Annotated in this window: 29 protein-coding genes and 1 pseudogene; 27 read left to right on the top strand and 3 right to left on the bottom strand. The window is 70.7% G+C overall.

Annotation, left to right across the window (positions count from 1 at the left end; translation table 11 throughout):
* The 22 genes and pseudogenes from ACFE86_RS12515 to ACFE86_RS12410 all read left to right on the top strand — a co-directional run.
* A pseudogene (locus tag ACFE86_RS12515) lies at window positions 1-1512 on the top strand (hypothetical protein); the annotation flags it as partial.
* 28 nt (window positions 1513-1540) lie between these two features.
* Window positions 1541-2116: a hypothetical protein gene (locus tag ACFE86_RS12510; RefSeq protein ID WP_375455657.1), complete on the top strand. Its 576-nt coding sequence runs from the start codon at window positions 1541-1543 to the stop codon at window positions 2114-2116.
* A 7-nt stretch (window positions 2117-2123) separates the two neighbouring features.
* The gene (locus ACFE86_RS12505; RefSeq protein ID WP_375455656.1) at window positions 2124-2600 is read left to right on the top strand and encodes a DNA circularization N-terminal domain-containing protein; all 477 of its coding nucleotides are present in this window, start codon (window positions 2124-2126) and stop codon (window positions 2598-2600) included.
* A 22-nt stretch (window positions 2601-2622) separates the two neighbouring features.
* Window positions 2623-3363, top strand: a complete 741-nt coding sequence (locus tag ACFE86_RS12500; protein ID WP_375455655.1) for a hypothetical protein — start codon at window positions 2623-2625, stop codon at window positions 3361-3363.
* Between the two features lie 20 nt (window positions 3364-3383).
* Window positions 3384-4562 carry a phage baseplate assembly protein gene (locus tag ACFE86_RS12495; protein ID WP_375455654.1) on the top strand — a complete coding sequence of 393 codons (1179 nt, stop codon included), beginning with the start codon at window positions 3384-3386 and terminating at the stop codon, window positions 4560-4562.
* Window positions 4563-4571: 9 nt separating this feature from the next.
* A complete protein-coding gene (locus ACFE86_RS12490; RefSeq protein ID WP_375455653.1) occupies window positions 4572-5060 on the top strand; it encodes a phage baseplate assembly protein in 489 nt (162 codons plus the stop codon).
* 23 nt (window positions 5061-5083) lie between these two features.
* Complete coding sequence (locus ACFE86_RS12485) at window positions 5084-5671, top strand: phage GP46 family protein (protein ID WP_375455652.1); 588 nt, start codon at window positions 5084-5086, stop codon at window positions 5669-5671.
* Window positions 5658-6752 carry a baseplate J/gp47 family protein gene (locus ACFE86_RS12480; RefSeq protein WP_375455651.1) on the top strand — a complete coding sequence of 365 codons (1095 nt, stop codon included), beginning with the start codon at window positions 5658-5660 and terminating at the stop codon, window positions 6750-6752. Before ACFE86_RS12485 ends, ACFE86_RS12480 begins: the two co-directional genes overlap by 14 nt.
* A 10-nt stretch (window positions 6753-6762) precedes the next feature.
* On the top strand, window positions 6763-7716 hold the full coding sequence (locus tag ACFE86_RS12475; RefSeq protein ID WP_375455650.1) for a putative phage tail protein: 954 nt from the start codon (window positions 6763-6765) through the stop codon (window positions 7714-7716).
* A gap of 102 nt (window positions 7717-7818) precedes the next feature.
* Window positions 7819-9342: a hypothetical protein gene (locus ACFE86_RS12470; RefSeq protein WP_375455649.1), complete on the top strand. Its 1524-nt coding sequence runs from the start codon at window positions 7819-7821 to the stop codon at window positions 9340-9342.
* An 11-nt stretch (window positions 9343-9353) separates the two neighbouring features.
* Window positions 9354-9941, top strand: coding sequence for a hypothetical protein (locus ACFE86_RS12465; protein WP_375455648.1), 588 nt, complete (start codon window positions 9354-9356; stop codon window positions 9939-9941).
* 28 nt (window positions 9942-9969) lie between these two features.
* The gene (locus ACFE86_RS12460; protein WP_375455647.1) at window positions 9970-10542 is read left to right on the top strand and encodes a hypothetical protein; all 573 of its coding nucleotides are present in this window, start codon (window positions 9970-9972) and stop codon (window positions 10540-10542) included.
* Window positions 10539-11081 carry a hypothetical protein gene (locus ACFE86_RS12455; protein ID WP_375455646.1) on the top strand — a complete coding sequence of 181 codons (543 nt, stop codon included), beginning with the start codon at window positions 10539-10541 and terminating at the stop codon, window positions 11079-11081. Before ACFE86_RS12460 ends, ACFE86_RS12455 begins: the two co-directional genes overlap by 4 nt.
* A complete protein-coding gene (locus ACFE86_RS12450; protein ID WP_375455645.1) occupies window positions 11081-11389 on the top strand; it encodes a hypothetical protein in 309 nt (102 codons plus the stop codon). Before ACFE86_RS12455 ends, ACFE86_RS12450 begins: the two co-directional genes overlap by 1 nt.
* Complete coding sequence (locus tag ACFE86_RS12445; RefSeq protein ID WP_375455644.1) at window positions 11389-13035, top strand: hypothetical protein; 1647 nt, start codon at window positions 11389-11391, stop codon at window positions 13033-13035. The genes ACFE86_RS12450 and ACFE86_RS12445 overlap by 1 nt, the downstream gene beginning before the upstream one ends.
* A 12-nt stretch (window positions 13036-13047) precedes the next feature.
* Window positions 13048-13506, top strand: coding sequence for a hypothetical protein (locus ACFE86_RS12440; RefSeq protein WP_375455643.1), 459 nt, complete (start codon window positions 13048-13050; stop codon window positions 13504-13506).
* A 99-nt stretch (window positions 13507-13605) separates the two neighbouring features.
* Window positions 13606-13968, top strand: coding sequence for a septal ring lytic transglycosylase RlpA family protein (locus tag ACFE86_RS12435; protein WP_375455642.1), 363 nt, complete (start codon window positions 13606-13608; stop codon window positions 13966-13968).
* Entirely contained in the window at window positions 13965-14210 is a 246-nt protein-coding gene (locus tag ACFE86_RS12430) for a hypothetical protein (protein ID WP_375455641.1), read from the top strand. Before ACFE86_RS12435 ends, ACFE86_RS12430 begins: the two co-directional genes overlap by 4 nt.
* A gap of 70 nt (window positions 14211-14280) precedes the next feature.
* Complete coding sequence (locus ACFE86_RS12425) at window positions 14281-15336, top strand: peptidoglycan-binding protein (RefSeq protein WP_375455640.1); 1056 nt, start codon at window positions 14281-14283, stop codon at window positions 15334-15336.
* On the top strand, window positions 15336-15788 hold the full coding sequence (locus ACFE86_RS12420; RefSeq protein WP_375455639.1) for a hypothetical protein: 453 nt from the start codon (window positions 15336-15338) through the stop codon (window positions 15786-15788). Before ACFE86_RS12425 ends, ACFE86_RS12420 begins: the two co-directional genes overlap by 1 nt.
* Window positions 15712-16026, top strand: a complete 315-nt coding sequence (locus ACFE86_RS12415; protein WP_375455638.1) for a hypothetical protein — start codon at window positions 15712-15714, stop codon at window positions 16024-16026. The genes ACFE86_RS12420 and ACFE86_RS12415 overlap by 77 nt, the downstream gene beginning before the upstream one ends.
* Window positions 16027-16123: 97 nt before the next feature.
* On the top strand, window positions 16124-16738 hold the full coding sequence (locus ACFE86_RS12410; RefSeq protein WP_375455637.1) for a hypothetical protein: 615 nt from the start codon (window positions 16124-16126) through the stop codon (window positions 16736-16738).
* A 96-nt stretch (window positions 16739-16834) separates the two neighbouring features.
* On the opposite strand, the gene ACFE86_RS12405 is transcribed toward ACFE86_RS12410, so the two are convergent.
* Entirely contained in the window at window positions 16835-17089 is a 255-nt protein-coding gene (locus tag ACFE86_RS12405) for a hypothetical protein (RefSeq protein WP_375455636.1), read from the bottom strand.
* A 131-nt stretch (window positions 17090-17220) separates the two neighbouring features.
* Here ACFE86_RS12405 and ACFE86_RS12400 point away from each other — a divergent pair, with 131 nt between their 5' ends.
* Together ACFE86_RS12400 and ACFE86_RS12395 are read left to right on the top strand one after the other, a co-directional pair.
* Entirely contained in the window at window positions 17221-17676 is a 456-nt protein-coding gene (locus ACFE86_RS12400) for a LexA family protein (protein ID WP_375455635.1), read from the top strand.
* Complete coding sequence (locus ACFE86_RS12395; protein ID WP_375455634.1) at window positions 17673-18962, top strand: Y-family DNA polymerase; 1290 nt, start codon at window positions 17673-17675, stop codon at window positions 18960-18962. The genes ACFE86_RS12400 and ACFE86_RS12395 overlap by 4 nt, the downstream gene beginning before the upstream one ends.
* 84 nt (window positions 18963-19046) lie before the next feature.
* Here the strand turns inward: ACFE86_RS12395 and ACFE86_RS12390 are convergent, their stop codons facing one another.
* Together ACFE86_RS12390 and ACFE86_RS12385 are read right to left on the bottom strand one after the other, a co-directional pair.
* Window positions 19047-19472, bottom strand: a complete 426-nt coding sequence (locus tag ACFE86_RS12390; protein ID WP_375455633.1) for a hypothetical protein — start codon at window positions 19470-19472, stop codon at window positions 19047-19049.
* Complete coding sequence (locus ACFE86_RS12385; RefSeq protein ID WP_375455632.1) at window positions 19469-19687, bottom strand: hypothetical protein; 219 nt, start codon at window positions 19685-19687, stop codon at window positions 19469-19471. Before ACFE86_RS12385 ends, ACFE86_RS12390 begins: the two co-directional genes overlap by 4 nt.
* Window positions 19688-19935: 248 nt before the next feature.
* Between ACFE86_RS12385 and ACFE86_RS12380 the strand changes: the two genes are divergently transcribed.
* The 3 genes from ACFE86_RS12380 to ACFE86_RS12370 all read left to right on the top strand — a co-directional run.
* The gene (locus ACFE86_RS12380; protein ID WP_375455631.1) at window positions 19936-20163 is read left to right on the top strand and encodes a ribbon-helix-helix domain-containing protein; all 228 of its coding nucleotides are present in this window, start codon (window positions 19936-19938) and stop codon (window positions 20161-20163) included.
* A gap of 440 nt (window positions 20164-20603) precedes the next feature.
* Entirely contained in the window at window positions 20604-21719 is a 1116-nt protein-coding gene (locus ACFE86_RS12375; RefSeq protein ID WP_375455630.1) for a pyridoxal phosphate-dependent aminotransferase, read from the top strand.
* The coding region (locus tag ACFE86_RS12370; protein WP_375455629.1) for a prephenate dehydrogenase/arogenate dehydrogenase family protein at window positions 21712-22330 on the top strand (619 nt) is incomplete at its 3' end. The genes ACFE86_RS12375 and ACFE86_RS12370, both read left to right, overlap by 8 nt.

Genomic DNA, 22330 nt, shown 5'->3' with positions numbered 1-22330 from the left:
TACCTCGACAACTCCCTGCTCGGTGCCGACCCGGCCGGCTATGCGTTCGGGGCCGCGATCGTGCATGCCGACCGGCTCGCCAAGCGCGATCTCGCCAAGCGCGATGCGGCCCGCGCGCCACCGAGGATGTCGATCGACCCCGGTCAGGCGCCGCTGGCGATCGGGCGGGGGGCCGCCGCGTTCGGCCTGAAGGGGGGGCTCGATCCGGACGCGCCCACACCCGCACTGCCGCAGCGCCCACACCCGAAGATGATCGACGCCGAGGCGGCCGAGCGCGAGGCGAAGGAAGCCGGGCGGAAGGCGGGCGACGCGTTCGGCAGGGCCGTCGTCAACGCGCCCCTGCCGCCGTCACGACCGGAGATCTTCGAGCCCTTGAAACGGGCGGCCGGCGAGGCGGGCACCGAGGCCGGCACGAAGACCGGTGACGGCATCCGCTCGGGCATCGAGACCAAGGCCCCCGAGGTCGAGCGGCAGGGTCGGACCCTGTTCGAGCGGCTGAAGGATGTCTTCTCCGAGGGGATCAAGATCCCGATCAGCTTCGCTTCGGCCGATGGTTCGGGCGGCGGCGGGGCGAGTGGCGGCGGGCTGATCCAGAAGGCATCGTTCGGCGGCGGATCGGGCGGCCAAGGCGGCATGATCCGCGGCTCGAACCTCGGCGGGGATGGCGCGATCCCCTCCGGCAGCTCCGGCGGCGGTAGCCCTGACGGCGGTGTTGTCGGTCGATCGGGTGGCGGCGGCATCTCCGCCGGCGACCTGCGCGGTATCCACCCCGAGTTCGCGGCGCATATCCGCGCCTCGGCCCTCTCGCAGGGCATCGATCCGAACATTGCCCTGCGGATCGCCAACAGCGAGGGCCTGCGCGGATCGACGCCGAACCGCCTGACCCCCGGCGATTATGAGGGCGGCAAGCCGACCAGCTTCGGCCCGTTCCAACTTCACTACGGGCGTTCCGGCGGCCTCGGCGACCGCTACACGAAGGAGACCGGTCACCACGCCAGCGATCCGACGCATTGGCGCGAGCAGGTCGACTTCGCTCTCCGGATCGCGCGGCGCGAGGGCTGGGGTGCTTGGTACGGCCGGAAGGGCGCAGGCATCGGCCTGCGCGACGGCATCGGCACGGTGAAGCCCGTGCCGATGTCCAAGGCGGGGTCTGCCGTCGCGCCCGAGGCATCCGTCATCCCGGGCCTCGACAGGAAGGCGGGCGTCGATCTCGGCAACGGCACCATGCGCATGCCGGACGGGCGCATCCGCTCCAAGACCTTCGGGCCGCCCGGCGGCGATCCGGGTCTGCTCGACCGCCGCATGCCCGAGGGCGAGAGCCCGGCCGACCGGATGGAGCGGGCGGCGGCGCGGATGGAGGAGATGAACCTGCGCTCGCACCACACCGTCGAGGTGCAAGCGGCGCCGGGCCTCCGGGCGCGGACCAAGGGCATGACCGCGACCGGCTCCGGTCCGGTCAAGCCGAACGTCGGCGTCTCGATGCCGGCGGCCGAGGGCGGGTGGAGCGTCTGAGCCGGCGGGACGGGAGGCGAGGCCGAACATGCTGGAGATCACGCTCGACACCGCCGCCGGCGCCGCCGGCCTTGCCAAGGCGCTCGAAGGTTTCGGGCACAGGCTCCCGAACGCGCAGGCGCTGGTGCTCAACCGGGTGCTCACGCGGACCAAGGCCCGCGTGATCCCGGCGCTCACCGCGCAGACCGGCCTCAACCGGCTGGTGATCGTCAAGGCGGTGCGGATGCTGCGCGCCTCGCCCGGCAACCCGCGGGCGGCGCTCTACACCCGCGGCGGCAACATCAGCTATCGCTACTTCCACGCCCGCGAGGTGCCGGGCGGGGTCGAGGCGCAGGTCGCGGGCCACACCGAGCGCCTGAGCGGCCATTACTTCCGTCGCTCCGGCAAGTCGCCGAACCGGCATGTTGTGAAGAAGCTCAACGGTCAGGTCTATTACAACGCCTCCGGCAAGTGGAAGGGTGAGATCACGGTCGAGAAGTCGGGCGTGTTCATCCCGTATGAGATGGTCGAGGGTGCCACCCGCGACGCCTTCCTCGACGTGGTCGCGCAGGAACTGCCCAACGAGATCGCCCGCGAGCTGACCAAGATCCTGCCGGGGCGATAGGGTCGACATGCGCAACTGGCCCCAGACGGTTCCCGGTGCCTCGTTCCGGGGCTTCTCCTTCGAGGTCGAGAAGGAAGGGCTCGGCGGTGCCGGCCGGCACGTCGCCCTGCACAGCTTCGTCAAAGCCGAGACGCACGCCACCGAGGACACCGGCCGCAAGGCCCGCAAGTTCAAGGTGTCGGCCTACATCGTCGGCGACGACGCCGACACGCGGGCCCGGGCCTTCGTGGAGGTTTGCTCGACGCCGGGCGCGGCGACCCTGATCCTGCCGATGACGCGGCCGGGTCAGGTGCGCTGCCTGGACTGCTCGACCAACAACGAGAAGACCCGTCAGGGCTTGGTCGCCTTCGATCTGGAGTTCATCGAGGCCGGGGCGGATGCCGGCGGCTTCCCGGCCATCCAGCTCGGCGACCGCATCGCGCAATCGGCCCTCGACGGCCTCGGTGCCGCGGTCTCGGCGGTCCTTTCCGCCTTCCCGTTCTGAAGGCGAGGCTTTGGGGGCCAGCATGTTCGACGTGCCATCGAGCGCGCTGGCCGGCGCGGCCGTGACGGCGCAGGCGCTCGCCGGCATCCTCGCGGATCTTACGCGCAGCCTGCCGCTGCCGGCCGCGCAGGCGGCGACGCTCGCCACGACCTGTCGCCGCACGGCGCAGGTGGCCGCGCCCCGCATCCGGTCGAGCGCGGACGTGGCCGCGATCGCCGCCGAGCTCATCACCGCCGCACAGGGTCTCGCGCGCAACGTCGCGCCGGGCGACGCCGCGGCGGCACTCTACGCCGCGGCGGGGCTGGCGAGCGCGAGCACTCCGGTCTCCGCCTCGCCGGTCCTGACGCGGGCCTACGCCCTGGCCCGTGTCCTGGCGGTCGGGATCGAGGCGGCCTGCCTCGGCGAGGCGTTCCTGGCGGAGGCGCGCTCCGGCTTTGCCGACCGTCCGTCCGCGACGCAGGCGCGTGCCCGCATTGATACGGCGATGGCAGGCGCGAGCGACCGGATCGCCTCGACCCTCGGAGAGGGACCGCTCAGCATCCTGGCAGGTGCCGCGCGCCAGTGCTCGACCGTCCTCGCGGCGCAGGCGACCACGCTGCAGCCGGTGTCGGTGGTCAACGCGATGCGCTCCTTCCCGTCCGGAGCTCTCGCCTGGAGCCTCTACGCCGATCCGACGCGCGCGGCCGAACTGGTGCGTCGCAACGCGGTCGGCACGCCCTTGTTCATGCCGGCGACCCTCGAGGCGCTGACGCCCAAGACCTGAGCCCACGCCCGGAGGCCGCCATGCCGTCGCTGCCAGAGATCGTCACGCTGGTGGTCGACGGCCAGGCGCTCCAGGGCTGGCAGACGGTGGCGGTGACCCGCGCGGCAGAGGCCGCCGCGATCCACTTCAGCTTGGCCGCCTCCAACCCGGCCTGGTCGGCGCAGGCCAAGCTGCTCCGCCGCGGCAGGTTGCTGGAGATCTACACCTCGCCCGACGCCGGCCAGGGCATGGGATCGTTCTCCGGCGGGGACCTGCTCTGCACCGGCCACGTCGACGAGTACGAGGTCGAGAGCGCCGTCGGAACGCACGAGGTCGGGATTTCCGGACGCTCGAAGGCCGGTGACGCGATCGACTGCCCTCCCGTCAGACACAAGACCGGGCTCGTCGAGAACAAGGACCTGAAGGACGTCGCCACCGAGTTCGACGAATGGAAGATCGGCTTCCAGGCGGACGTGGCGCTACCCAAGCTGCCCGAGGTCCAGCTCGTGCCGGGCCAGTCGATGTTCCAGGTGCTGGAACGCGAGGCGCGCCATCTCGGGGTGTTGCTCACCGGCCAGCCGGACGGATCGGTCAAGATCACCCGGGCCGGCTCCAACCGGCATGCCGGCGCGCTCGTGCACGGCGAGCCGCCGTGCGGGCGCTGGAAGCTCAACATCTCGATCCGAAACAAGCGCTCGGCCGTTCACGTGCGCGGTCAGAGATCGAGCGGTACCGACAGGGAATCCCTGCGTCAGGAAGAGGTCGCGAGGGACGGATCGGTCGGGCGGCATCGCCCCTACATCCTGTTCAACGAAGGCGACCACACCTCGAAAGAGTTGAAGCGCCGCGGCCAATGGGAGCGCCTGCGCCGCTCCGGCTCCGGCATCTCGATCGCGCTGAGGGTCTCGACCTGGCGCGACGACGGCGGGCAGCTCTGGCAGCCCGGCCACCTCGTGCCCGTCGTGTGGGACGAGGAGGAGATCGATCAGGATCTCGCGGTGAAGAGCGTCACCTACAACCAGGCGGTGACGGACGGTGAGGGCGGCGGCACCTGGGCCGACCTCACCCTCGTCGATCCGCGCACGCTCGGCGGCAAGGCCGCCGGCTCCGGGTCCGGCTCGGGCGCCGGCGGCGGCGGCGGGTCCGAGAGCGAGGATTTCGCCGGCGGCCTCGGCGACGACGCCGACTTCGGCGGCGGCAACACGTCCGAGTCGGAATAGGGGGCCGCGATGGGCGGGCGTTTGTTCCGCGGGCAGATCGTCGACAGCGATGACACCGGCAAGCTCCAGACGGTCACGATCCTCGGCCAGTACGGCGAGACGATCAAGCGCGTCCATCGAGTACAGCCCTTCGGCTTCCACTCGAACATGCCCGCCAAGAGCCACGGCTTCGGCGTGCAGTTCGGGGGGCAGGACGGCGGCCGCACGCTGAAGGCCTTCCTCGGCGGCGAGGACCCCGATCACCGCCCGACCAAGCGTGATGTCGGCACCAGCGCCCTCTACGACGCCAACGGCAACATCGTCTCGCTGGTCTCCAGGGAACTGCGGGTCACCGGCAAGCACGCCACCGTGGTCGAGGGCGCCGAGAAGACGACGGTGCAGGTCGGCGACCTCAAGATCGTGGTCCGCAAGGGGCGGATCGACCTCGGCGCCGAGGGCGGCACCCACGCGGTGATGACGCAGGCCGGGCCGTCCTCCGTCGTGTTCGCCAAGATCTGAAGCGCCCGAGATCCGAGGCTTCGATGCAGCTCATCCTGACGCCGCTGGCCGATGGTGGGCCGCTATCCGAGGCCGGCGTCGTCGTGCTCCCGCCCGACATCGTCCTGGGCGGCCTCAACGGCTTCTCCGGCGCCGGCCAGCCCGGGTTCGTGGGCGACTTCGCGATGGCGACAGGCGCGGCCGATGGCGGGATCGGCGGCCTGCGCGCCGCCGACCCGCTCCAGACCGCCTTCGTCCTGTGTCTGTTCACGGACGCGCGCGCCGACGTCTCGATGCTGCGCTCGGAGCACAATGGCGACGCCCGCGGCTGGCCCGGCGACGGCTTCGACCTCGACGCGGCCTCCGGAGAGGGCCCGCTCGGCTCGACCCTATGGCAGCTGCGCCGCGAGGTCCTGTCCGAGGATGTCGCCCGGCGCGCCGCGGCGGAGGCCGAGCGCGCCACCGCCTGCCTGATCCGGCAGGGCGCGGTCGCCCGGATCACGGTCGAGGCCGTGCCCGACTACGACGCGCAGACCCTGCGGCTCGACATCGGAGCCTTCGCACGGGACGGATCGTCCGTCTACGCGGCCAAGTTCGACCTGCTCTGGAGCCGTGCCGATGGCGGGTTATGAGGTCCGCACACTCGCCAGCCTGTCGAGCGGCATCAGCCTGTTCTTCACGCAAAGCTTGCCGGGCGCGATCGCGCTGGTGCTGCCCAACACCTTCCGGGTGATCGGCAAGGTGCTGGCGCTGCTCGGCCAGGAGCACGAGCTGCGCCGCGCCTGGCTCTACGACCAGATCTTCGCGTCGCGCGCCGGCGCGCTCTGGCTCGCCCGCCACGGCTTCGAGCTGGGGTTGGCGCAGGAGCCGGCGTCGGCCGCCTCCGGCACCATCCTGGCGGCATCGAGCCACGGGCTCGTCGTGCCGGAGGGCCTGGTGTTCGTCTCGGGAAGCGGGGCGACCTACACCACGCTGGCCGGCGCCACGACCACCGGCAACGTCGTGGCGTTGCCGGTGGAGGCGGATGCGGCGGGTGCCGCCGGCAACCTCGGCGCCGGCTTCCCGCTGACGCTCGCGCCGAACCAGGACGTTCCGGACGGCTTCGGGCCGTCGGCCGCCGTCGACGGCGCCGGGCTCGCCGGCGGCGCCGGCGCGGAGACCCTCGAGGGCTTCCGCGCGCGCATCCTCCGGCGCAAGCGCGCCCCGCCGCAGGGCGGGTCGGCGCTCGATTACGCCACCTGGGCGGAGGAGGCCCTCGGCCCCGGCATCCTGCGCCGCGCCTACGTCGACAGCTTCCTGAACGACACCCGTTCGGTGTGGCTGTGCTTCACGGTCACGGACCAACCCGACGGCATCCCGAGCGACGCGCAGGTCGCGCTGGTGCAGGCCTACTGCGACGATCCGGTCCGCCGCCCGGTCACCGCGCGGGTCTTCGCGCTGAAGCCGCTGCGGCTGCCGGTCGACGTGGCGATCTCCGGCCTCTCGCCCGACACGCTGGACGTCCGCGCCGCGGTCGAGGACGAGATCCTCGCCACCTTCGCCGACCGCGCCGAGGTCGGGACATCCACGGCGGTGGGCTTCTCGCGCTCGTGGATCGACGAGGCGATCTCGCGCGCCACCGGCGAGGACCGGCACGAGCTGGCAGCGCCGGCCACCACGGTGATCGTCACGGCGGGCTACCTGCCGGTTCCCGGCGCCATCGCCTACGTCTGAGGCCGCGCGGATGTCGGACACGATCCCAGCCGGCTGGCCGTGCGCGCTGCTGCCCGCCGTGCCGCCGTCGGTGGCCGACCGGCAGTCGGCCCCGAGCGCCGACGACCTCCTGCCGCAGGTGCTCGCGCTGACGCCGCGCGGCGCCGCCTGGGGCCGCGACGAGGCCGGCGACGGCCGCGGCGCCTCGCCGGTGATGCGGCGCTTCTGGCGCGCGGTGGCGGGCTGGGTCGCGGACGTCAACGCCCGCGACTTCACGGTCGCGACGCAGACCTTCCCGTCGGCTGCCACGATCGCGCTCGCCGACTGGGAGACCGAGCTCGGCCTGCCCGATCCGTGCATGCCGGCCGCGCGCACGGTCGAGCAGCGGGTGGCGATGGTCCGGGCGCGCTTCGGCGCGCAGGGCGGCGCCTCGCCCGCCTACTTCGCCTGCGTCGCCACCTCGCTCGGCCACGCGGTCACGATCGAGGAGCCGGACCAGTTCCTGTGCGACGTGTCCGAATGCGTCGCGGGCGACGTCACGGAGGCGTGGTTCACCTGCACGGACCCTTCCGAGCCGGCGGGCGACGAGATCGGCGACGACGGCGTGCCGCTCGAAAGCTACGTCCTGCCCGGCCCGGCCGATTCCGGCGACGAACTCGCCGGCGCGACCCCGATCGAGACGTGGTTCACCTGCAGCGGGGACGGCGTCGACGGCTCCGAGCTCGGCCTCGAGGGCGATGCGCTCGAGGGCTACGTCACCGCCGACGAGAGCGCCGACGTCTGGGCGGACTGGGTCGTGCACCTGGCCGACCCGAGCCTGTCGGCCTTCAGCTGCAGCGCCGACGGGACGGACGGCTCCGTGCTCGGGGCCGAGGGCGACCCGCTCGAAGGCTACACGCCCGCGCTCGACCTCGAATGCCTCCTGCGCCGGCTCGGCCCGCAGCACACCCGCCTGCACTTTTCCTACGACGCGCCCGCGGCCTGACCGCCGACGCGCCAGCGGCCTGACCGCGGTCCGCGCGGCGCCGTCGCGGCGCCGCCACGCGCGGCCGCACGCCCCGCATCCCCCGACCTCCGAGAGAGCCCGATGCTGTATCACGCTCCGGCCGGATCGAACGATCCGAACGCGTCCTATTCCGGCAAGCTCCTCGCCCAGCAGCAGCAGGGCTCCAAGGTCTCGCCCAAGGCGATCGAGGCGCCGCAGCGCGAGATCGTCAACGTCATCGGCGCCGCCGGCTTGGTGCCGACCGACGACGACTGGTTCCAGCTGCTGCGCGCGATCCGCGGCGGCCAGACCACGACGATGGTCGACACCTCGGTCACGCCCGGCGTGATCACGGTCGGCACGGTGCTGGCGCACACCGCCTACCTCACCGGCCTGCCGATCGACGTGGTGCTCAACCAGGACGTCGTCGGCGACACCTTCATCAGCCTCAACGGCCTGCCGGCGCGGCGCATCGGCCAGAACGGCGGCGGGTTGCTCGCCAAGGGCGACTACCTCAAGGGCGACATCATCACCCTGCGCTACAACGGCCCGGCGAATTTCTTCACGGTGCTGACGCCGGTCAACAACGTCATCATCCGGACTGCGCTGATCAAGACGATCGGCGGCGCGGGTGCGGATTTCGCCGACATCAACGCGGCGAACTTCTGGGCGAGCCGCCGCCGCGTCGACCTCAACGGGTTCCTACGGCTGGTCTATGTCGGCGGCCTGTTCCCGCAGACGGTCGATCAGAACTTCCAGCATCTGGACAGCGACCGCATCTCGCTCGAAGGCGCGTCGCTGCGGGGCTCGCAGCCGCTGCCCTCGGCCCTGCGCTACACCGGCAACGACGCCGGCTCGCGCTATGCCGACACCGCCGCGAACCTGACCTCGCTGCGCTACGTCTACCAGACCGAGCTGGCCTTCGTCGGCGGGCGCCGCCTGTACATCAAGGGCGGCCTGTCCAACCTTCAGGACATCATCGTCACCTCGGACGGGACGCTCGGCGACAACATCGTGCTCCGCTCGGGCGACTACAAGCTCACGCGCATGGCCAGCGTCGGCGCCGGCTACCGCGGCATCGGCCTCGCGTTCGCCACGGTCTACGTCGCCGGGATCAACTACGGGCTCGGCTGCGGCTCCACCGGGATCTCGGCCGAGTCGGCCTCGACCGTCGCGGTGCTGGCCTTCGGCACGCTCGCCGGGCTCTCCAACGGCCAGTACAACGTGAGCTCGATCGGCGGCTCGAACGTCGCGTGCGCCGACTTCACGTCGGCGGCGCTGTACTCGCGCGCGGCCGGCGACGTCGGGATCATCGGCAACAACGGCTCGGTGGTCGGCTCCACCTCCTCGGTCTCGCGCGACTGCGTCAACGTCGGCGCGTCCGGCGTCAACGGCGGCGCGGTCAACCTGAACGGCATGGCGTTCTCGGGCTCGCCGATCGCCATCCAGGCCGGCCAGAACTGCTACGTCTCCGCGCTCAACTGCACCGGCACCGCCACCAACGTGTTCGGCTCGGCCTTCGGCGGCGGGGTGCTCAACCGCGCCGGCGCCAGCGGCACGGGCGCGAACGGGGCCTACGCACCCGCCATCGGCCAAGTCTCCAGCGACGGCGGCCGCGTCATCTGAGGGGTATCACCATGTTGCTCGCCATCAAGCTCGGCGCCGAGATCAACGGCGTCGTCGCCGACCTCGTCTGCGGGGACTACCGCGACGACGCGGTGCTGTCGCTCGAGGATCACCCCGGCGCCTACCTCGTGCCCTGGACCGGGTCGCTGGTGCAGCTCGAGCGCATCGGCCCGGCGACCGCCTCGCAATACGACCACCGGCCCTACCGCGCGCCGCCGATCGACAAGACCATGCTCGCCGCCTTCGCGCGGCGCGGCTGGGCCGCGGTGCTGGCGCACGGCGTCGTCGTCAACGTCGCCGAGGCCGGCGCGGCGCCGGTCCCGGTGCTGTGCGACGGCACCAACCAGACCCGCGCCGACCTCGGCCTGCTCGCGCTGTTCGGGCAGGCCTACCCCGCCGGCACCAAGACGTGGATCGACAACGAGGGCGTCGTGACGATGCTGACCGGCGCGCAGCTGGTGCGGCTCTCGACGCTCGTCGGCGAGTGGATCTCCTCGACCTACCCGCGCCTCGGCGCGATCGAGGCGCGGATCGCCGCCGGCACGCTGGCCGACCTGCCCGCGGTCGACGCCGCCGTGGCGACGCTGGCCGAGCCGTAGGCCTTCCCCCGCGCAGCCCGAGGCCGCCATGACGCCCGACGCGCCCTACCGCGTGCCCAACAACGCGGGTTGGTACCGCAGCTACGCGCTGCAGCGCCGCGCCGCGATCGCCCCGCCCTGGGCCGGGACGCCGGCCTGGGCCGCGGGCGCCGCCTGCCTGCCGGGCATGGCACGGGTCTACGCCGGCGACCTCTACCTCGTGCGCCCCGACCTGACGGCGGGTTTCACCGCCGCTGCCAGCTTCGAGGCCGACGTCGACGCGGCGCGCCGGCCGCTCTGGCTCAGGGTCGGCCTCGCGGAGAGCTACGCCGCGGTGCCGATCGACCTCACCGGCGCCGCCCTGACCCTGGCCCTGAAGGCGATCGACGCGGCCGGCGCCATCACCGATCCGCGCCCGAAGCTGATCTGCGGCACCGCCGACGGCTGCCTCGCCGTCACCAACGCGCGGCTCGGCGGCGTCGCCGAGGCGATCCCGCGTGAGCGGGCCCGGCGCGTGCCCGCGGGCACCTACGCCTTCGACGTCGTGGCGACCTATCCCGACGGCCGCGCCGAGCGCGTGAAGTTCGGCCCCCTGATCGTCCAGCAAGGGATCTGCCCGTGAGCAGCGGCGTCTTCGACCGGAGCGAGGGTGCCTCCGAGATCGCGTCCGGCGTCCAGCCGGGCCGCGACGGGGCCGGGCTCGACGACATCGTCCTGTCCCCGGACGGCCGCACCGCGACGTTCGTGTTCGGCTTGCGCCGGAGGGCCGTGCCGCTGCCTGAAGGCAAGCCCGGCCAGGACGGCCGGGCCGGGGCGGACTCGGCGGTGCCCGGCCCCCAGACCTGGCAAACGCCGCCCGTCCCATGGGCTTCCGGCACGGTCTACACCGCCACGGCGCCCGCCAGCACGGTCACCTACCAGGGCTCGACCCAGGTCTGCGCCATCTCGCACACGTCGGGCGGCACCTTCGATGCCGCGAAGTTCGTGATGCTGGCGCAGCGCGGCATCGATGGTACCGGGACGCTCAACGGGCCGGTTTCATCCGCCGACGGCACCTTACCCTTGTTCGACGGGACGACGGGCGCACTGCTCAAGGACAGCCGCACGCGCCTGTCCGACCTGTGCTCGACGGTCGATGCCTTCTTCCTCGCGGGGTTCTGATGGCCATCCTCACCGCCAATACCGTCACGCTGCTCTACACGTGCCTCGCAGGCAAGGTTGCCACGAAGAACGTCCGGTTCTGCCACACCGGATCGAGCGCGGGCACAATCCGGCTGTGGAAGGGCACCACGACGCCGACCGGAGGCACCCCCGTCACGGGTGACGAGTGGGTCTACGGCAAGGCCCTGCCGCCCGGGACCGAGGCCGAGACCACGGGGATGTTCCTGGTGGCCGGCGAGAAGATCTACGCCTGGGTCTCGGATGCGGCGGTGTCCGTCAATGTCCATGGACCAGAGAGGAGCGTCTGATGGGTCAGGTCAATCCGGGCGTATCGGCTTCGTCGGGAACCGACAATCAGGCCGTCTCGCTGCTCGCTGGGGAGGTCATCGCTCAAGATGACATAGTTCAGATCGCGCGTTCGGGCCGTCTGTACCGCGCGAAACCGGCTCTTGGCGCGCTCGTCAACAAAGTCACGGTCGGCCTTTCGAGCTTCGTCAACAAGACGATTGCCACGTCGGCATCCTCATGGGGCGGGTACGATATAGATTTTGCTCAGTGGGGTGTCACCCTCGGTAATGGGAACTTTGCCGTCGTTGAGCCTATCAATGAGACTTTAGATCTATACGTTCGTGTCTATGACATATACTCAAATCTTTTGAGTTCCTACCCTATCGGCACAACGCTAAATGGCGCCAACAAATGGCTTCGCGTTCGCATCGTTGATACCAATAATTTTGCCGTTATTTTTACAACTGCGTATAATACCGCGCCAAATCTGTGGACTTTTAATAACGGTGGTGCGCGAACAGGCGCCGCAACTCTCGCCAAGCCGACAACCGCACCCGACTGGTACCTTCTTAATGGTAACATCAGTAGTGACGTGCTGTTCACGCCGGATGGCTATCTTGTGCTTGCATTCTGTCACACATCAAATTTGCTGAACATCGCCACATACACAGCGGCGGGAGCTGCAGTGGGATGGTCAAACACGCCATTCGGTTATAGTGCTCCAAGAAACGTTAGGATCGAAAAAATCCCTGGGCAAACGAAGGTCTGGATCTCAAGTTATAGTTCTTCTCCAATTTATGTGATGTACCAGTTCAATTACGCAACCACTGGCGCATCCGCACCCGTTCAAATGTGGACTATCGGTGGGTATCCCAATATCAAGGACACCGGCAACGGTTACGCAATGCTGGCAAACGGCAGCGTTGCTGTGGTTGTTTATGTATCACCAGATATTATGATGTATGTGATCAACGCATCAGGCGTGTTGGTCGCTTCATATACATTGCGTCTGGGCTTAAACGCAGCCCAACTGGGAATGGTTGCGGGCCTGTATGACGGCGGCGCCTTCGCGGTCTATGGCTCGTCATCCTATGGATGGTCCACCGCTCGTCTATCGGCCGATGGTCTGACGCTCTATCAAGGCGAAATATTCAGTTCTTCCAGCTTCTTGACCGGGTATTCTGGCTCATCTTATGAGGCGATTGGCGTCAGAACCACCGAGGACAGGATCGTCGTTGCGGCGATCGATTTCGATGGCGGTAGCAATTACAATATCAGGACAAAGGATTTTGATATCGGCTATCCGATCTACGGTTTGGCTGGTACGACGACGATATTGATTGCGGCAGACACAAATCTAAAATTCGTAGGTGCTTTTCTCACGTCCGGATCAATGGTCTACATTTCTGCGTTCTATGGAGTAAGCAGTTCTCTGACGCAATATGCAAAATGGTTGTGGTCGCGTTCGGCCTCGCTCTTCGGTGTTGCGCTCACCGGCGGTGCGAAAGGCGCTCTCGTGTCGGTCGCAACGAAGGGCACGTTCAGCAACATGCCGGCTGATCAGGAGTTCATAGGCGGGATTAACTCTGATCAGCGGACGGCGCTACCGCCGGGGCCGCGCATGGCCTGGATCGGTCGCGCCGCCCTCCTGTTCGGCCTCGGATAAGGACCAGGAATGATGAGTGCCTACCTGCTCAAGGACGGCGATCAAGAGGTCGCCTCAAGCTCGACGCCCTGGGTCTACGTCGAAGCCGACAAGATGTGGAACTCCGGCGGTCAGTCAGTGATCGACGCCGCGCACGATTTCCGGCACGTCACCATGCGCACCCAGGTGAGCGTGGTCGAGTATTACGGCCTCTTCCGGCCGGACGAAGAGGCGCTGATCCGCATCACTGCGGGCGAGACGGTCACCGCCGCCGACCTCAGGGCGGCCGACGCCACCGAGCGCGCCCGCCTGATGATGGTCGCCTCGCTCGCGGTGATGCTCCGGCGCACCGACGCCCTGGCGCCGACCGCCGTCATCGACCTCGCCGACCATCAGGTCGAGGACGGCCTCGGCCTGCTCCGGCAGATGGAACTGCTGGCCGACGGCCGTCCCGACGAGATCAAGCGCGGCGTGCCGGCGACGGCCGCCTGACGCGCCACGCCCCGGCCCTGCCGGGATAGCGCCCGACCTCGCCCCTCTCCCGTCCGATCCCGCCGCCTCCGGGCGGTTTTTTCATGCCCGGAGCCCGCCATGATCCTCCAGCGCCTCGCGCTGCGGGCCGCCCTCGCCTGCGCCCTGCTCGGCGTCACGCCCGCCTGCGCCGACAGGGTCGGCCGCGCGTCGTTCTACGGCTACGAGTCCGGGCGCGTGACCGCCAACGGCGAACGCTTCGATCCGCTCGGGATGACGGCCGCTCACTGGACGCTGCCGTTCGGCGCCCGTGTCCGCGTGACGGACGTCGCCACCGGCCGCAGCGTCGTCGTCTGGATCAACGACCGCGGCCCGCACCCGCGCCTGCACCGCTTGATCGACCTCTCGCTCGGCGCCGCCCGGGCGCTCGGCATCACCGGCCGCGGCGTCGTCGCCGTGCGCCTGACCCGACTGCCCCGATGACGAGGGCCGCGCCGGCCCGGATGCGCCGGCTCCTCGTCGCCGGCGCGGTGGCGTTCCCGCCCGGCGCCCACGCGGCGGGGCGGGCCCCGGCCGTGCCGCACCCGCCGGCGCCGCTTGCCGGCCTCCTGCGAGGGCGGGCGGTGCCGCCGACCGGGCTGCTGATCCTCGACGCCGGCCGGCTGCGCACCCTCGAGCTCGACGACCGCACGCCGCTGCGCCTGCGCGTCACCCTCCCGTTCTGACCGGGTTCGCCCCGCGCATGCGCCGGGCGTCCTACGGCCTCCGACATCTCCACATCGACGGACCTGCATCATGACCGACTGGACGCGGATCATCCGCGCGATGGCGCCTGCCGCGCGCGCCGACATCGTCGCGGCGTTCCAGGCGGCCGACGCGCGCATCGCGACGGCCGAGATCGCCACGCCCGCCCGCATCGCGCATTTCCTGGCGCAGATCGCGACGGAGACCGGCGGCTTCCGCCGTCTCGAGGAGGACCTGTCCTACTCGGCCGAGCGCCTGTGCGCGGTCTGGCCGAAGCGGTTCCCGAGCCTTGATGCAGCCAGGCCCTACGCCCGCAACCCCAAGGCCCTGGCCGAGAAGGTCTACGGCGGCCGCATGGGCAACACCCGGCCCGGCGACGGCTACCGCTACCGCGGCGGCGGCGACCTGCAGACCACGGGCCGGGCGAACTACCGTGCCGCCGGCTTCGAGGCCGATCCCGACCGGCTGCGCCAGCCCGCCGGCGCGCTCGCGGCCGCGCTGACGTTCTGGACCGACAACGACTGCAACGCGCTCGCCGACGCCGGCGACGTCGCCGCCGTGCGGCGCCGGGTCAACGGGGGACAGACGGGGCTCGCGGAGTGCAGGGCCTACCTCGCCAAGGCCGAGGCGGCCGTGCGCACCATCCCGGCGCAGGCCAGGCTCAAGGCGCTGCGCTATCCCGTAGGCGCGGTCGACGGCGTCCACGACGACCGCACCGTCGGCGCCGTGCAACTGCTCCAGCGCCGCGCCGGGCTGCCGGTCACGGGCGAGCTCGACGACGCGACGGTCGCGGCGCTGGACACCGCCGCCCCGCTCGCGGTGGCGGCCAAGGACGCGAACCTTGGCGCCTCCCGCACCGTCCAGGGCTCGGCCGCCTCCGGCACCGTCGGCCTCGGCGTGATGTTCGACAACGCCATGGCGCTGAAGGACCAGGCCGAGCAGGCGCAGGCGCAGTTCTCAGCCGGGACCGTGCTCGGCTTCGCCGCCGGCGCGATCATCGTCGCCGGCGCCCTCTACGCCCTCTACGCGCGCTGGGACGATGCCGGCCGGCCGATGCCGGCGCGCCTCGCCCGGCGCTTCCCCCACCTCGCCGGAGCGCCCGCCTGATGTTCGACCGCCTCACCCTCGCGCTCGCGCTCCTCGCGGACGCCCGCGCGGCCTTCTCGCCGCTCGCGGCTCTGGCCGGCCTCTCCGGCCTCGGCCTGGTACTGCTCGCCGTCCTCGGCGTCGCCATCCTGCCCGGGCGGCTGCGGATGCCGCTCGTCCTCGCCGGCGCCGCGCTCCTCGCCCTCGCCGCATTGTGGCAGGCGGCCGAGGCCAAGGGCGCGCACGACGCCTACGCCCGCGACGCCGCGCGCGCGATCGCCGCCGAGCGGACGCGCGCCGAGAAGGCGGAGACCATCGTCCGGAACGACCGCGCGCAGGCCGACCGGGATCTCGCGGACGCCCGCGCGCAAGCCACCAAGCTGAAGGACCTCACCGATGCGCTTGCCCACGATCCGCGCCGCACTGGCGTGTGCCTCGATCGCGACCTCTCTCGCCGCCTGCGGTCACTCTGACGGCCCGCCCGCGATCGATCCGCGGGCGCCCGGCATCCAGGTGACGCTGCCGGCCGCGCCGGCCGACGTCGGCCCGTGCCTGCAGCGCGCGTTCCCGGAGATCCCGGACCGGGCCCTGACGCGCGCCGACGTCGTCCGGATCATCGGGACCGCCAAGGTCCTCGACCGCGCCAAGTCCGCGTGCGGCGCGCGCGCCGTCGCCTGGATCGATGCCGTGCGCCGCGAGCTCGCCCGCTGACCCCGCCCCGCAGGCCCGCGAAACTTTCGCAGGCCTGCGGCCCGCCTCCGCGCGACCGGAACACCGGCGCGCAAACCCGGCCTTGGGGGCCAGGATCATGACCCAGCAGCAGACCCAGCCGATGCAGCCACTCGCCCCGGGCGCCGACTATGCCGAACGCCTCGTCCGCAACGAGCGGGACATCGCCGGCCTCAAAGAGGGGGTCGCCGCGCTGACGAACACCGTCGACCGGGGCTTCAACGCCCTGGCCGCCGACCTGAAGTCCCGATCCAGCATCAACTGGGCGCCCATCGGGATCCTCGTCCCCGTGCTCGGCCTGATCGGGTCCGGCTTCTTCGCCTTCCTGAGCTCGGGCCAGGGCCGGCTCGAAGCGATGATCGCCAAGCAGGAGATCAGCGCCGAACGCTACGTCAAGCGCGAGGACATCGACGCACGCCTGGCCGTGCTCAGCCAGCGCCGGGACGACATCCAGCGCCTCGGCGACGCCCGCGTCGAGCGCATCGAGCGCGACATCGACGCGGTCCAGAAGGCGGTCGTTCCGCGCGGCGAGCACGGCGAGATCTGGGCCGGCCAGCGGATCAGGGACGAGGCCCTGCAGCGCCAGATCGACCAGGTCCGCAAGGATGTCACCGACCTCAACACCCCGCGCGACACGGTGCAGGGCATCCTCCGGCGCCTCGACGATCTCGATCGCCGCCGCACGCCCGGCTGACGCCGGCAAGCCGTAAGACCGGCCTCGCCTCCGCCCGGTCTTGGCCAACGCGCCAGCGCCCCGCCGCCCGAAAGGGCGGCGGGGCGTTTTGCGTTTTCAGCCGCCCTGCAGGCCCTCGGCGAAGTCCTCCGGCACCGCGCCGAACTGCCCGAGGATCGTCGCGCTCTCCAGTTCCCCGGTCTCGTCGTCGGCCACGATCGTCAGCGCCGCGGTGCCCGGCAGCCGCCGGGCCATCGCCTCCGCCTTCTTCATCGCGCCGCTCTCGGTCGGCGCCACCTCGCGGTCGCCCGGTACCAGGCGCTTGCGCTTCACCGCGAAGGTCTGGACCACGAACGTCGTCTTCATCCCCATCGCTTCATCTCCCATCGCCAAGGCCGGACCGGCCGCCGTCCCCGATATCCACAGGCCCCCGGCACCCACCTTGACCTTGCGCCGGCCGCCTGTTTGTTCTTGCTCTGTTCTAGCAGATCGAAGGCGGACAGGTGAGCCTCATCCCGGTCGATCCACTGCGATCCGACGGCATAGACGCGGTTCTCGTCCCGATCCTGGGACAGGCGCTGTGCGCCGGCTTCCCGTCGCCGGCCGACGACTTCTTGGAAGGGGCGCTCGAGCTGCCGCGCTGGCTCGTGCCGAACCCGCCGGCGACGTTCCTGTGGCAGATCAGCGGCGACTCGATGCGCGGCGCCGGCATCCACGACCGCGATCTCGCCTGCGTCGACCGCAGCCTGACGGCCGGGCACGACGACGTGGTCGTGGCGGCGATCGACGGGCAGATGAGCTGCAAGCGGTACCTCCTCGACGGCAAGGCCGCGCGGCTGGCGTTCGACAATCCGGACCTGCCGGCGTTCTTCCTGGGCGAGCACGGCGAGGCCGAGATCTGGGGCGTCGTCCGGTTCTCGATCCGCTGGCACGTCGCGCGGGGCGGGCTGCGCCGGTGAGCCGCGCCATCGCGCTCGTCGACGGGAACGCGTTCTACTGCTCGTGCGAGCGGGTGTTCGACGCCAAGCTCGCCGGCGTGCCGGTGATCGTGCTGTCCAACAACGACGGATGCGCCATCGCCCGCACGGTCGAGGCCAAGGCCCTCGGCATCCGCATGGGCGAGCCGTGGTTCAAGATCCGCGCGCTGTGCCGGGCGCAGGGCGTGCGCGTCTTCTCCTCGAACTACGTCCTCTACGGCGACATGAGCGCCCGCGCGAACGCCGTCTACCGGGGGTTCTCGCCGGCGATCGAGATCTACTCGATCGACGAGAGCTTCCTCGACCTGTCGGACGTGCCCGGCGATCGCCGCGTCGAGCTGGCGCGGGATCTGCGCGCGACGGTGCGCGCCTGGACCGGCATCCCGACCTGCGTCGGCATCGGCGCGACCAAGACGCTCGCCAAACTCGCCAACCACATCGCCAAGCGGATCGCGCCGCTCGGCGGCGTGTGCGACCTGACCGACCCGGAGGCCTACGACCACTGGCTCTGCCGCATCCCGGCCGGCGAGGTCTGGGGCATCGGGCGGGCCTCGCTCGCCAGGCTGGAGGCGATGGGCGTCGACACGGTGGCGGATCTGCGCGACCTCGACCCGCGGCCGGTGCGCCAGAGCCTGACGGTGGTCGGCGAGCGCATCGTCCACGAGCTCCGCGGCCTGTCCTGCCTGCCGCTCGGGCTGATGCCGGCGCAGCGCAAGGGCTGCGCGGTGACGCGGTCGTTCTCGGCCCGCGTCGAGGACCGGCCGACGCTGGAGCAGGCGGTGGCCGCCCATGCCACGCGCCTCGGCGAGAAGCTGCGGCGCGAGGAGCTCGGCACCACCCACGTCACGGTGTTCTACCACACGAGCGAGCACGACTGCGGGGCACCGATGCGCTCGGTCTCGACCACCGTGACGCTGCCGGAGGCCACGAACGACACCCTGGCGCTGATCCGGGCGGCGCTCCACGGCGTCGCGCGCACCTGGCGGGATCAGGGTGCGCGGCCGTGGCGGTACAGCAAGGCCGGCGTCATCACCACCGACCTGATGCGCCTCGCCGACAGCCCGCGGGCCCTCATCGGCGGGCTCGATCGCGAGCGCTCCGGCGCGCTCATGGCGGCGATCGACGCCTGCAACGTGCGGTTCGGACGGGGCACCGTCGTGCCGGCGCGGGCCGGGCCCGCCGAGACGCGGACCTGGAGCACGAAATTCGAGATGCGCACGCCGCGCTACACGACGCAGGTGGGCGAGCTGCCGGTGGCGCACGCGTAGCGGCCCCGCGACCCTCACCGCGCGTAGAGCACCGCCACAGCGACGCGCACCAGGATCAGCACCAGGAACACGCCCCCGACGACGTTATGAGTCGCGTTGCTCTTTGAGGCCGTCAATAACTTGCCTCAGTGTCGAGACGGTCGCCGGGATGCCGGCGCCATCGGCCATGCGTCCGATCACGATCGACAGGACCGCAGCCAGGATCTCTGCCTCGTGGAAGCCGGCATCCTCGCCCGCGCCGATAAGCGCCGCAACCACCGGCTCGCACTCCGCAAAGGCAGCGTCGTCACGCGCATCGCCGTCCGCACCCGAGACCGGGCCAGCCAGCTTTATTCGCGCGCGATCGGTCAGAAAGGCCCGAATACCGGCCGCGGTCGCGGCCTTCGGGATGCCGTCCGCCGCCCAACGTTGGACGGTGCGTAAGGCGATCCGCATCTCGCGCGAGAGGGCGGATTGCCACTGCGGGCCGTAGGCGGCGGATGCGAGCGAGGCGAGGTCAGAAGCGGTCATGCGAGGGTATAATCCCCGATGACGAGACCGGCGCGAAGATCGGCCTCTGTCGTGCCGGGATGCGCGTCCCCGATAAGGTCGGCGCGATGAGCTTCGGCAACTGCCGCTTCGGTGAGGTCGGCGTCGCTGAGCTGAGCTTGTTCTTCGGTCGTGAGCAGTACGTCGCTCTGGGCATCGGCAGCGAGGAAGTAGCAGGCACGAAAGGTGCTGGGCATGTTCGGCTCCTGCCGTTCCGGTTCGGCCTGTGCCGACCCGATGAAGATAGACTACGCCAAATGGCGTAAGTGGTCAAGCGCCATCCAAAACAGTCGGCGTTCGCGGTAATCAGAGGGGTGGGCTCCATAAGGCGGCATAGACTGCGGCCTGGAACCACCCTCCCCTCTGCAGCAGGGGGGGGGAGACGAAACGGGAACTCGTGTTTCTGTCGCGTTCGCGGCGGGCTTTCCGTTGCACTCATCACGCGGTGCAATCCTCCGCCTGGGATTGCACCAAGCCCGGTGTTCGTGACAATCGGGGCTATTCAGTCAACGCCCTCAGCCGCTCAGCCAACGCAGGCACGGCCTACCTCGAGCCCGAGGCGTTCCAGCAGCTCCGCCTGGTGATGGTGCGCGAGGACACGACGATGCAGGCCCTGCTGATCGAGGGCATCAACGCGGTGTTCGCCAAGCGGAACCTCTCGCGGATTGCGTGATCGGGCCGTCAAACTCGGCCGTGGTCGCGGGCGGATTTCCCTGACGGGAAAGTCTGACGTTTCGCTGGCGGTGCTGCATTTCCTGTCAGCCTGTCACGCCGGCATTCTGCTGGAAGCTGGACGCCCAAAATCAATGCTCGAGCCATTCCGACAAGGGCGAAAAACCCAGCTAGTTCAGTGATGGGGTAAATCGTGAAACTGTCGGAACGCGCGTTGATCTAATTCAATCCTCAGAGGCCTTCTAAGCGGCAGGTCCCTGGTTCGAGCCCAGGCGGGGTCGCCACGCTAATCCGCTCAAATCACGCGATGCCCTCCCCCGGGGCCACACCGCAAGGTCGGCTTCGGCGAGAAGCTGCTACAGATTCCCCCGGCTTCATCGCGGCCGGAAATGCTGTAGACGGACTCCGTCTGAAGCCCAGCCTTGCAGAAGTCGCGCGCCCATGTCCGCCTCTCCCCGCGCCCGCCCGGTGCCCCGTCCGGGCGTCCTGGCGATCGACCTCTACGTTCCCGGCAAGAGCGGTGCGCCGGGCGTGCGCCGGGTTCACAAGCTCTCGTCGAACGAGACGCCGCTCGGCCCGAGCCCGGCGGCGGTGGCCGCCGTCCATGCGGCGACGGCCAGGCTCGAACTCTATCCGGACGGTACCTCCGCGGTCCTGCGTAACGCGATCGCTGCGCGCTACGACATCGACGCGGCGCGGATCGTCTGTGGCGCGGGCTCCGACGAGTTGCTGTCGCTCCTGGCCTACGCCTATGTCGGCCCCGGCGACGAGGGCATCTTCTGCCGGCACGGCTTCCTGGTCTACCGCATCGCGATCCTGGCGGCCGGCGGCACCGCCGTGGTCGCCCCCGAACGCGACCTCACCGCGGACGTGGACGCGATCCTCGCCGCGCTCACGCCCCGCACCAAGATCGTCTACGTCGCCAACCCCAACAACCCGACCGGCACCTACCTGCCGTTTTCGGAGGTGCGCCGCCTGCATGCCGGGCTGCCTTCCGACGTGCTGCTGGTGCTCGACGGCGCCTATGCCGAATACGCCCTGGCCGCGGATTATTCCGCCGGGTTCGAACTCGCGCGCGACGCCGACAACGTCGTGATGACCCGCACCTTCTCGAAGATTCACGGGCTCGCGGCGCTGCGGATCGGCTGGATGGTCGGGCCGGCCCACGTGATGGACGCGGTCAACCGCATCCGCGGCCCGTTCAACCTCTCGACGGCGGGGATGGCGGCGGGCGCCGCCGCGCTCGCCGACGAGGCGCACGTGGCAGCAGCCATCGCCCACAACGCGGACTGGCTTCCCCGCGTCACGGAAGGCGTGCGGGCGCTCGGGCTCGTCGTGACGCCGAGCGTCGCGAACTTCGTGCTGGTACATTTCCCCGACGCGCCCGGCCGCTCGGCGGCCGACGCCGACGCCTTCCTCGCGGCGCGCGGCGTGATCGTGCGCCGCGTCACGGCCTACGGCCTGCCGGACGCGCTGCGCGTGACGATCGGCGGCGCCGAGGCCAACGCGGCCTTCCTCGACGCGCTCGCCGCGTTCGTGCGAGGCGAGCGTGCCTGAGGCCGCGCCGCCCGGCTGCCTCGCCGTCGTCGGCCTCGGGCTGATCGGCTCGTCCATCGCCCGCGGCGCCCGCCGCCACGGGTTGGCGAGGCGGATCGTCGCGATCGATTCCGACCCGGCCGTCCGCGAGCGGGTGCGCGACCTCGGGATCGCCGACCACGTCACGGGTGACGCCGCCGCGGGTGGCGCCGAGGCCGACCTCGTCGTCCTGTGCGTGCCGGTCGGCGCCATCGGCCCGGTCGCGGCGGCGATGGCGCCGCGGCTGAAGCCCGGCGCGGTGGTTTCCGATGTCGGCTCGGTGAAGGCCTCGGTGGTCGCGGCCGTGGCGCCCCACCTGCCTGACGGCGTCGCCTTCGTGCCGGGCCACCCGGTCGCCGGCACCGAGTATTCCGGCCCGGATGCCGGCTTCGCGACGCTGTTCTCCGGCCGCTGGTGCATCCTGACGCCCCCCGAGGGAACGGCCGAGGCCGCGGTCGCGCGCGTGCGCGCGCTGTGGGAGGGGCTCGGCGCCGTCGTCGAGACGATGAGCCCGGAGCACCACGACCTCGTGCTCGCCATCACCAGCCACGTGCCGCACCTGATCGCCTACAACATCGTCGGCACCGCCGCCG

The sequence above is a fragment of the uncultured Methylobacterium sp. genome, from assembly GCF_964244095.1.
In the GTDB taxonomy this organism is placed as follows: domain Bacteria; phylum Pseudomonadota; class Alphaproteobacteria; order Rhizobiales; family Beijerinckiaceae; genus Methylobacterium.
Note: the sequence above shows the minus strand (reverse complement) of the source record. Positions and strands in the feature narration are given on the sequence as shown.

Bases quoted from the DNA above. Each gene is read 5' to 3' on its own strand.
- ACFE86_RS12430 (WP_375455641.1), top strand. From the start codon at position 13,965: ATGACGAGGGCCGCGCCGGCCCGGATGCGCCGGCTCCTCGTCGCCGGC.
- ACFE86_RS12450 (WP_375455645.1), top strand. From the start codon at position 11,081: ATGGCCATCCTCACCGCCAATACCGTCACGCTGCTCTACACGTGCCTC.
- ACFE86_RS12390 (WP_375455633.1), bottom strand. From the start codon at position 19,472: ATGACCGCTTCTGACCTCGCCTCGCTCGCATCCGCCGCCTACGGCCCG.
- ACFE86_RS12415 (WP_375455638.1), top strand. From the start codon at position 15,712: ATGCGCTTGCCCACGATCCGCGCCGCACTGGCGTGTGCCTCGATCGCG.
- ACFE86_RS12505 (WP_375455656.1), top strand. From the start codon at position 2,124: ATGCGCAACTGGCCCCAGACGGTTCCCGGTGCCTCGTTCCGGGGCTTC.
- ACFE86_RS12420 (WP_375455639.1), top strand. From the start codon at position 15,336: ATGTTCGACCGCCTCACCCTCGCGCTCGCGCTCCTCGCGGACGCCCGC.
- ACFE86_RS12410 (WP_375455637.1), top strand. From the start codon at position 16,124: ATGACCCAGCAGCAGACCCAGCCGATGCAGCCACTCGCCCCGGGCGCC.
- ACFE86_RS12375 (WP_375455630.1), top strand. From the start codon at position 20,604: ATGTCCGCCTCTCCCCGCGCCCGCCCGGTGCCCCGTCCGGGCGTCCTG.
- ACFE86_RS12470 (WP_375455649.1), top strand. From the start codon at position 7,819: ATGCTGTATCACGCTCCGGCCGGATCGAACGATCCGAACGCGTCCTAT.
- ACFE86_RS12510 (WP_375455657.1), top strand. From the start codon at position 1,541: ATGCTGGAGATCACGCTCGACACCGCCGCCGGCGCCGCCGGCCTTGCC.
- ACFE86_RS12440 (WP_375455643.1), top strand. From the start codon at position 13,048: ATGAGTGCCTACCTGCTCAAGGACGGCGATCAAGAGGTCGCCTCAAGC.
- ACFE86_RS12445 (WP_375455644.1), top strand. From the start codon at position 11,389: ATGGGTCAGGTCAATCCGGGCGTATCGGCTTCGTCGGGAACCGACAAT.
- ACFE86_RS12425 (WP_375455640.1), top strand. From the start codon at position 14,281: ATGACCGACTGGACGCGGATCATCCGCGCGATGGCGCCTGCCGCGCGC.
- ACFE86_RS12485 (WP_375455652.1), top strand. From the start codon at position 5,084: ATGCAGCTCATCCTGACGCCGCTGGCCGATGGTGGGCCGCTATCCGAG.
- ACFE86_RS12500 (WP_375455655.1), top strand. From the start codon at position 2,623: ATGTTCGACGTGCCATCGAGCGCGCTGGCCGGCGCGGCCGTGACGGCG.
- ACFE86_RS12460 (WP_375455647.1), top strand. From the start codon at position 9,970: ATGACGCCCGACGCGCCCTACCGCGTGCCCAACAACGCGGGTTGGTAC.
- ACFE86_RS12490 (WP_375455653.1), top strand. From the start codon at position 4,572: ATGGGCGGGCGTTTGTTCCGCGGGCAGATCGTCGACAGCGATGACACC.
- ACFE86_RS12435 (WP_375455642.1), top strand. From the start codon at position 13,606: ATGATCCTCCAGCGCCTCGCGCTGCGGGCCGCCCTCGCCTGCGCCCTG.
- ACFE86_RS12385 (WP_375455632.1), bottom strand. From the start codon at position 19,687: ATGCCCAGCACCTTTCGTGCCTGCTACTTCCTCGCTGCCGATGCCCAG.
- ACFE86_RS12495 (WP_375455654.1), top strand. From the start codon at position 3,384: ATGCCGTCGCTGCCAGAGATCGTCACGCTGGTGGTCGACGGCCAGGCG.
- ACFE86_RS12405 (WP_375455636.1), bottom strand. From the start codon at position 17,089: ATGGGGATGAAGACGACGTTCGTGGTCCAGACCTTCGCGGTGAAGCGC.
- ACFE86_RS12480 (WP_375455651.1), top strand. From the start codon at position 5,658: ATGGCGGGTTATGAGGTCCGCACACTCGCCAGCCTGTCGAGCGGCATC.
- ACFE86_RS12475 (WP_375455650.1), top strand. From the start codon at position 6,763: ATGTCGGACACGATCCCAGCCGGCTGGCCGTGCGCGCTGCTGCCCGCC.
- ACFE86_RS12465 (WP_375455648.1), top strand. From the start codon at position 9,354: ATGTTGCTCGCCATCAAGCTCGGCGCCGAGATCAACGGCGTCGTCGCC.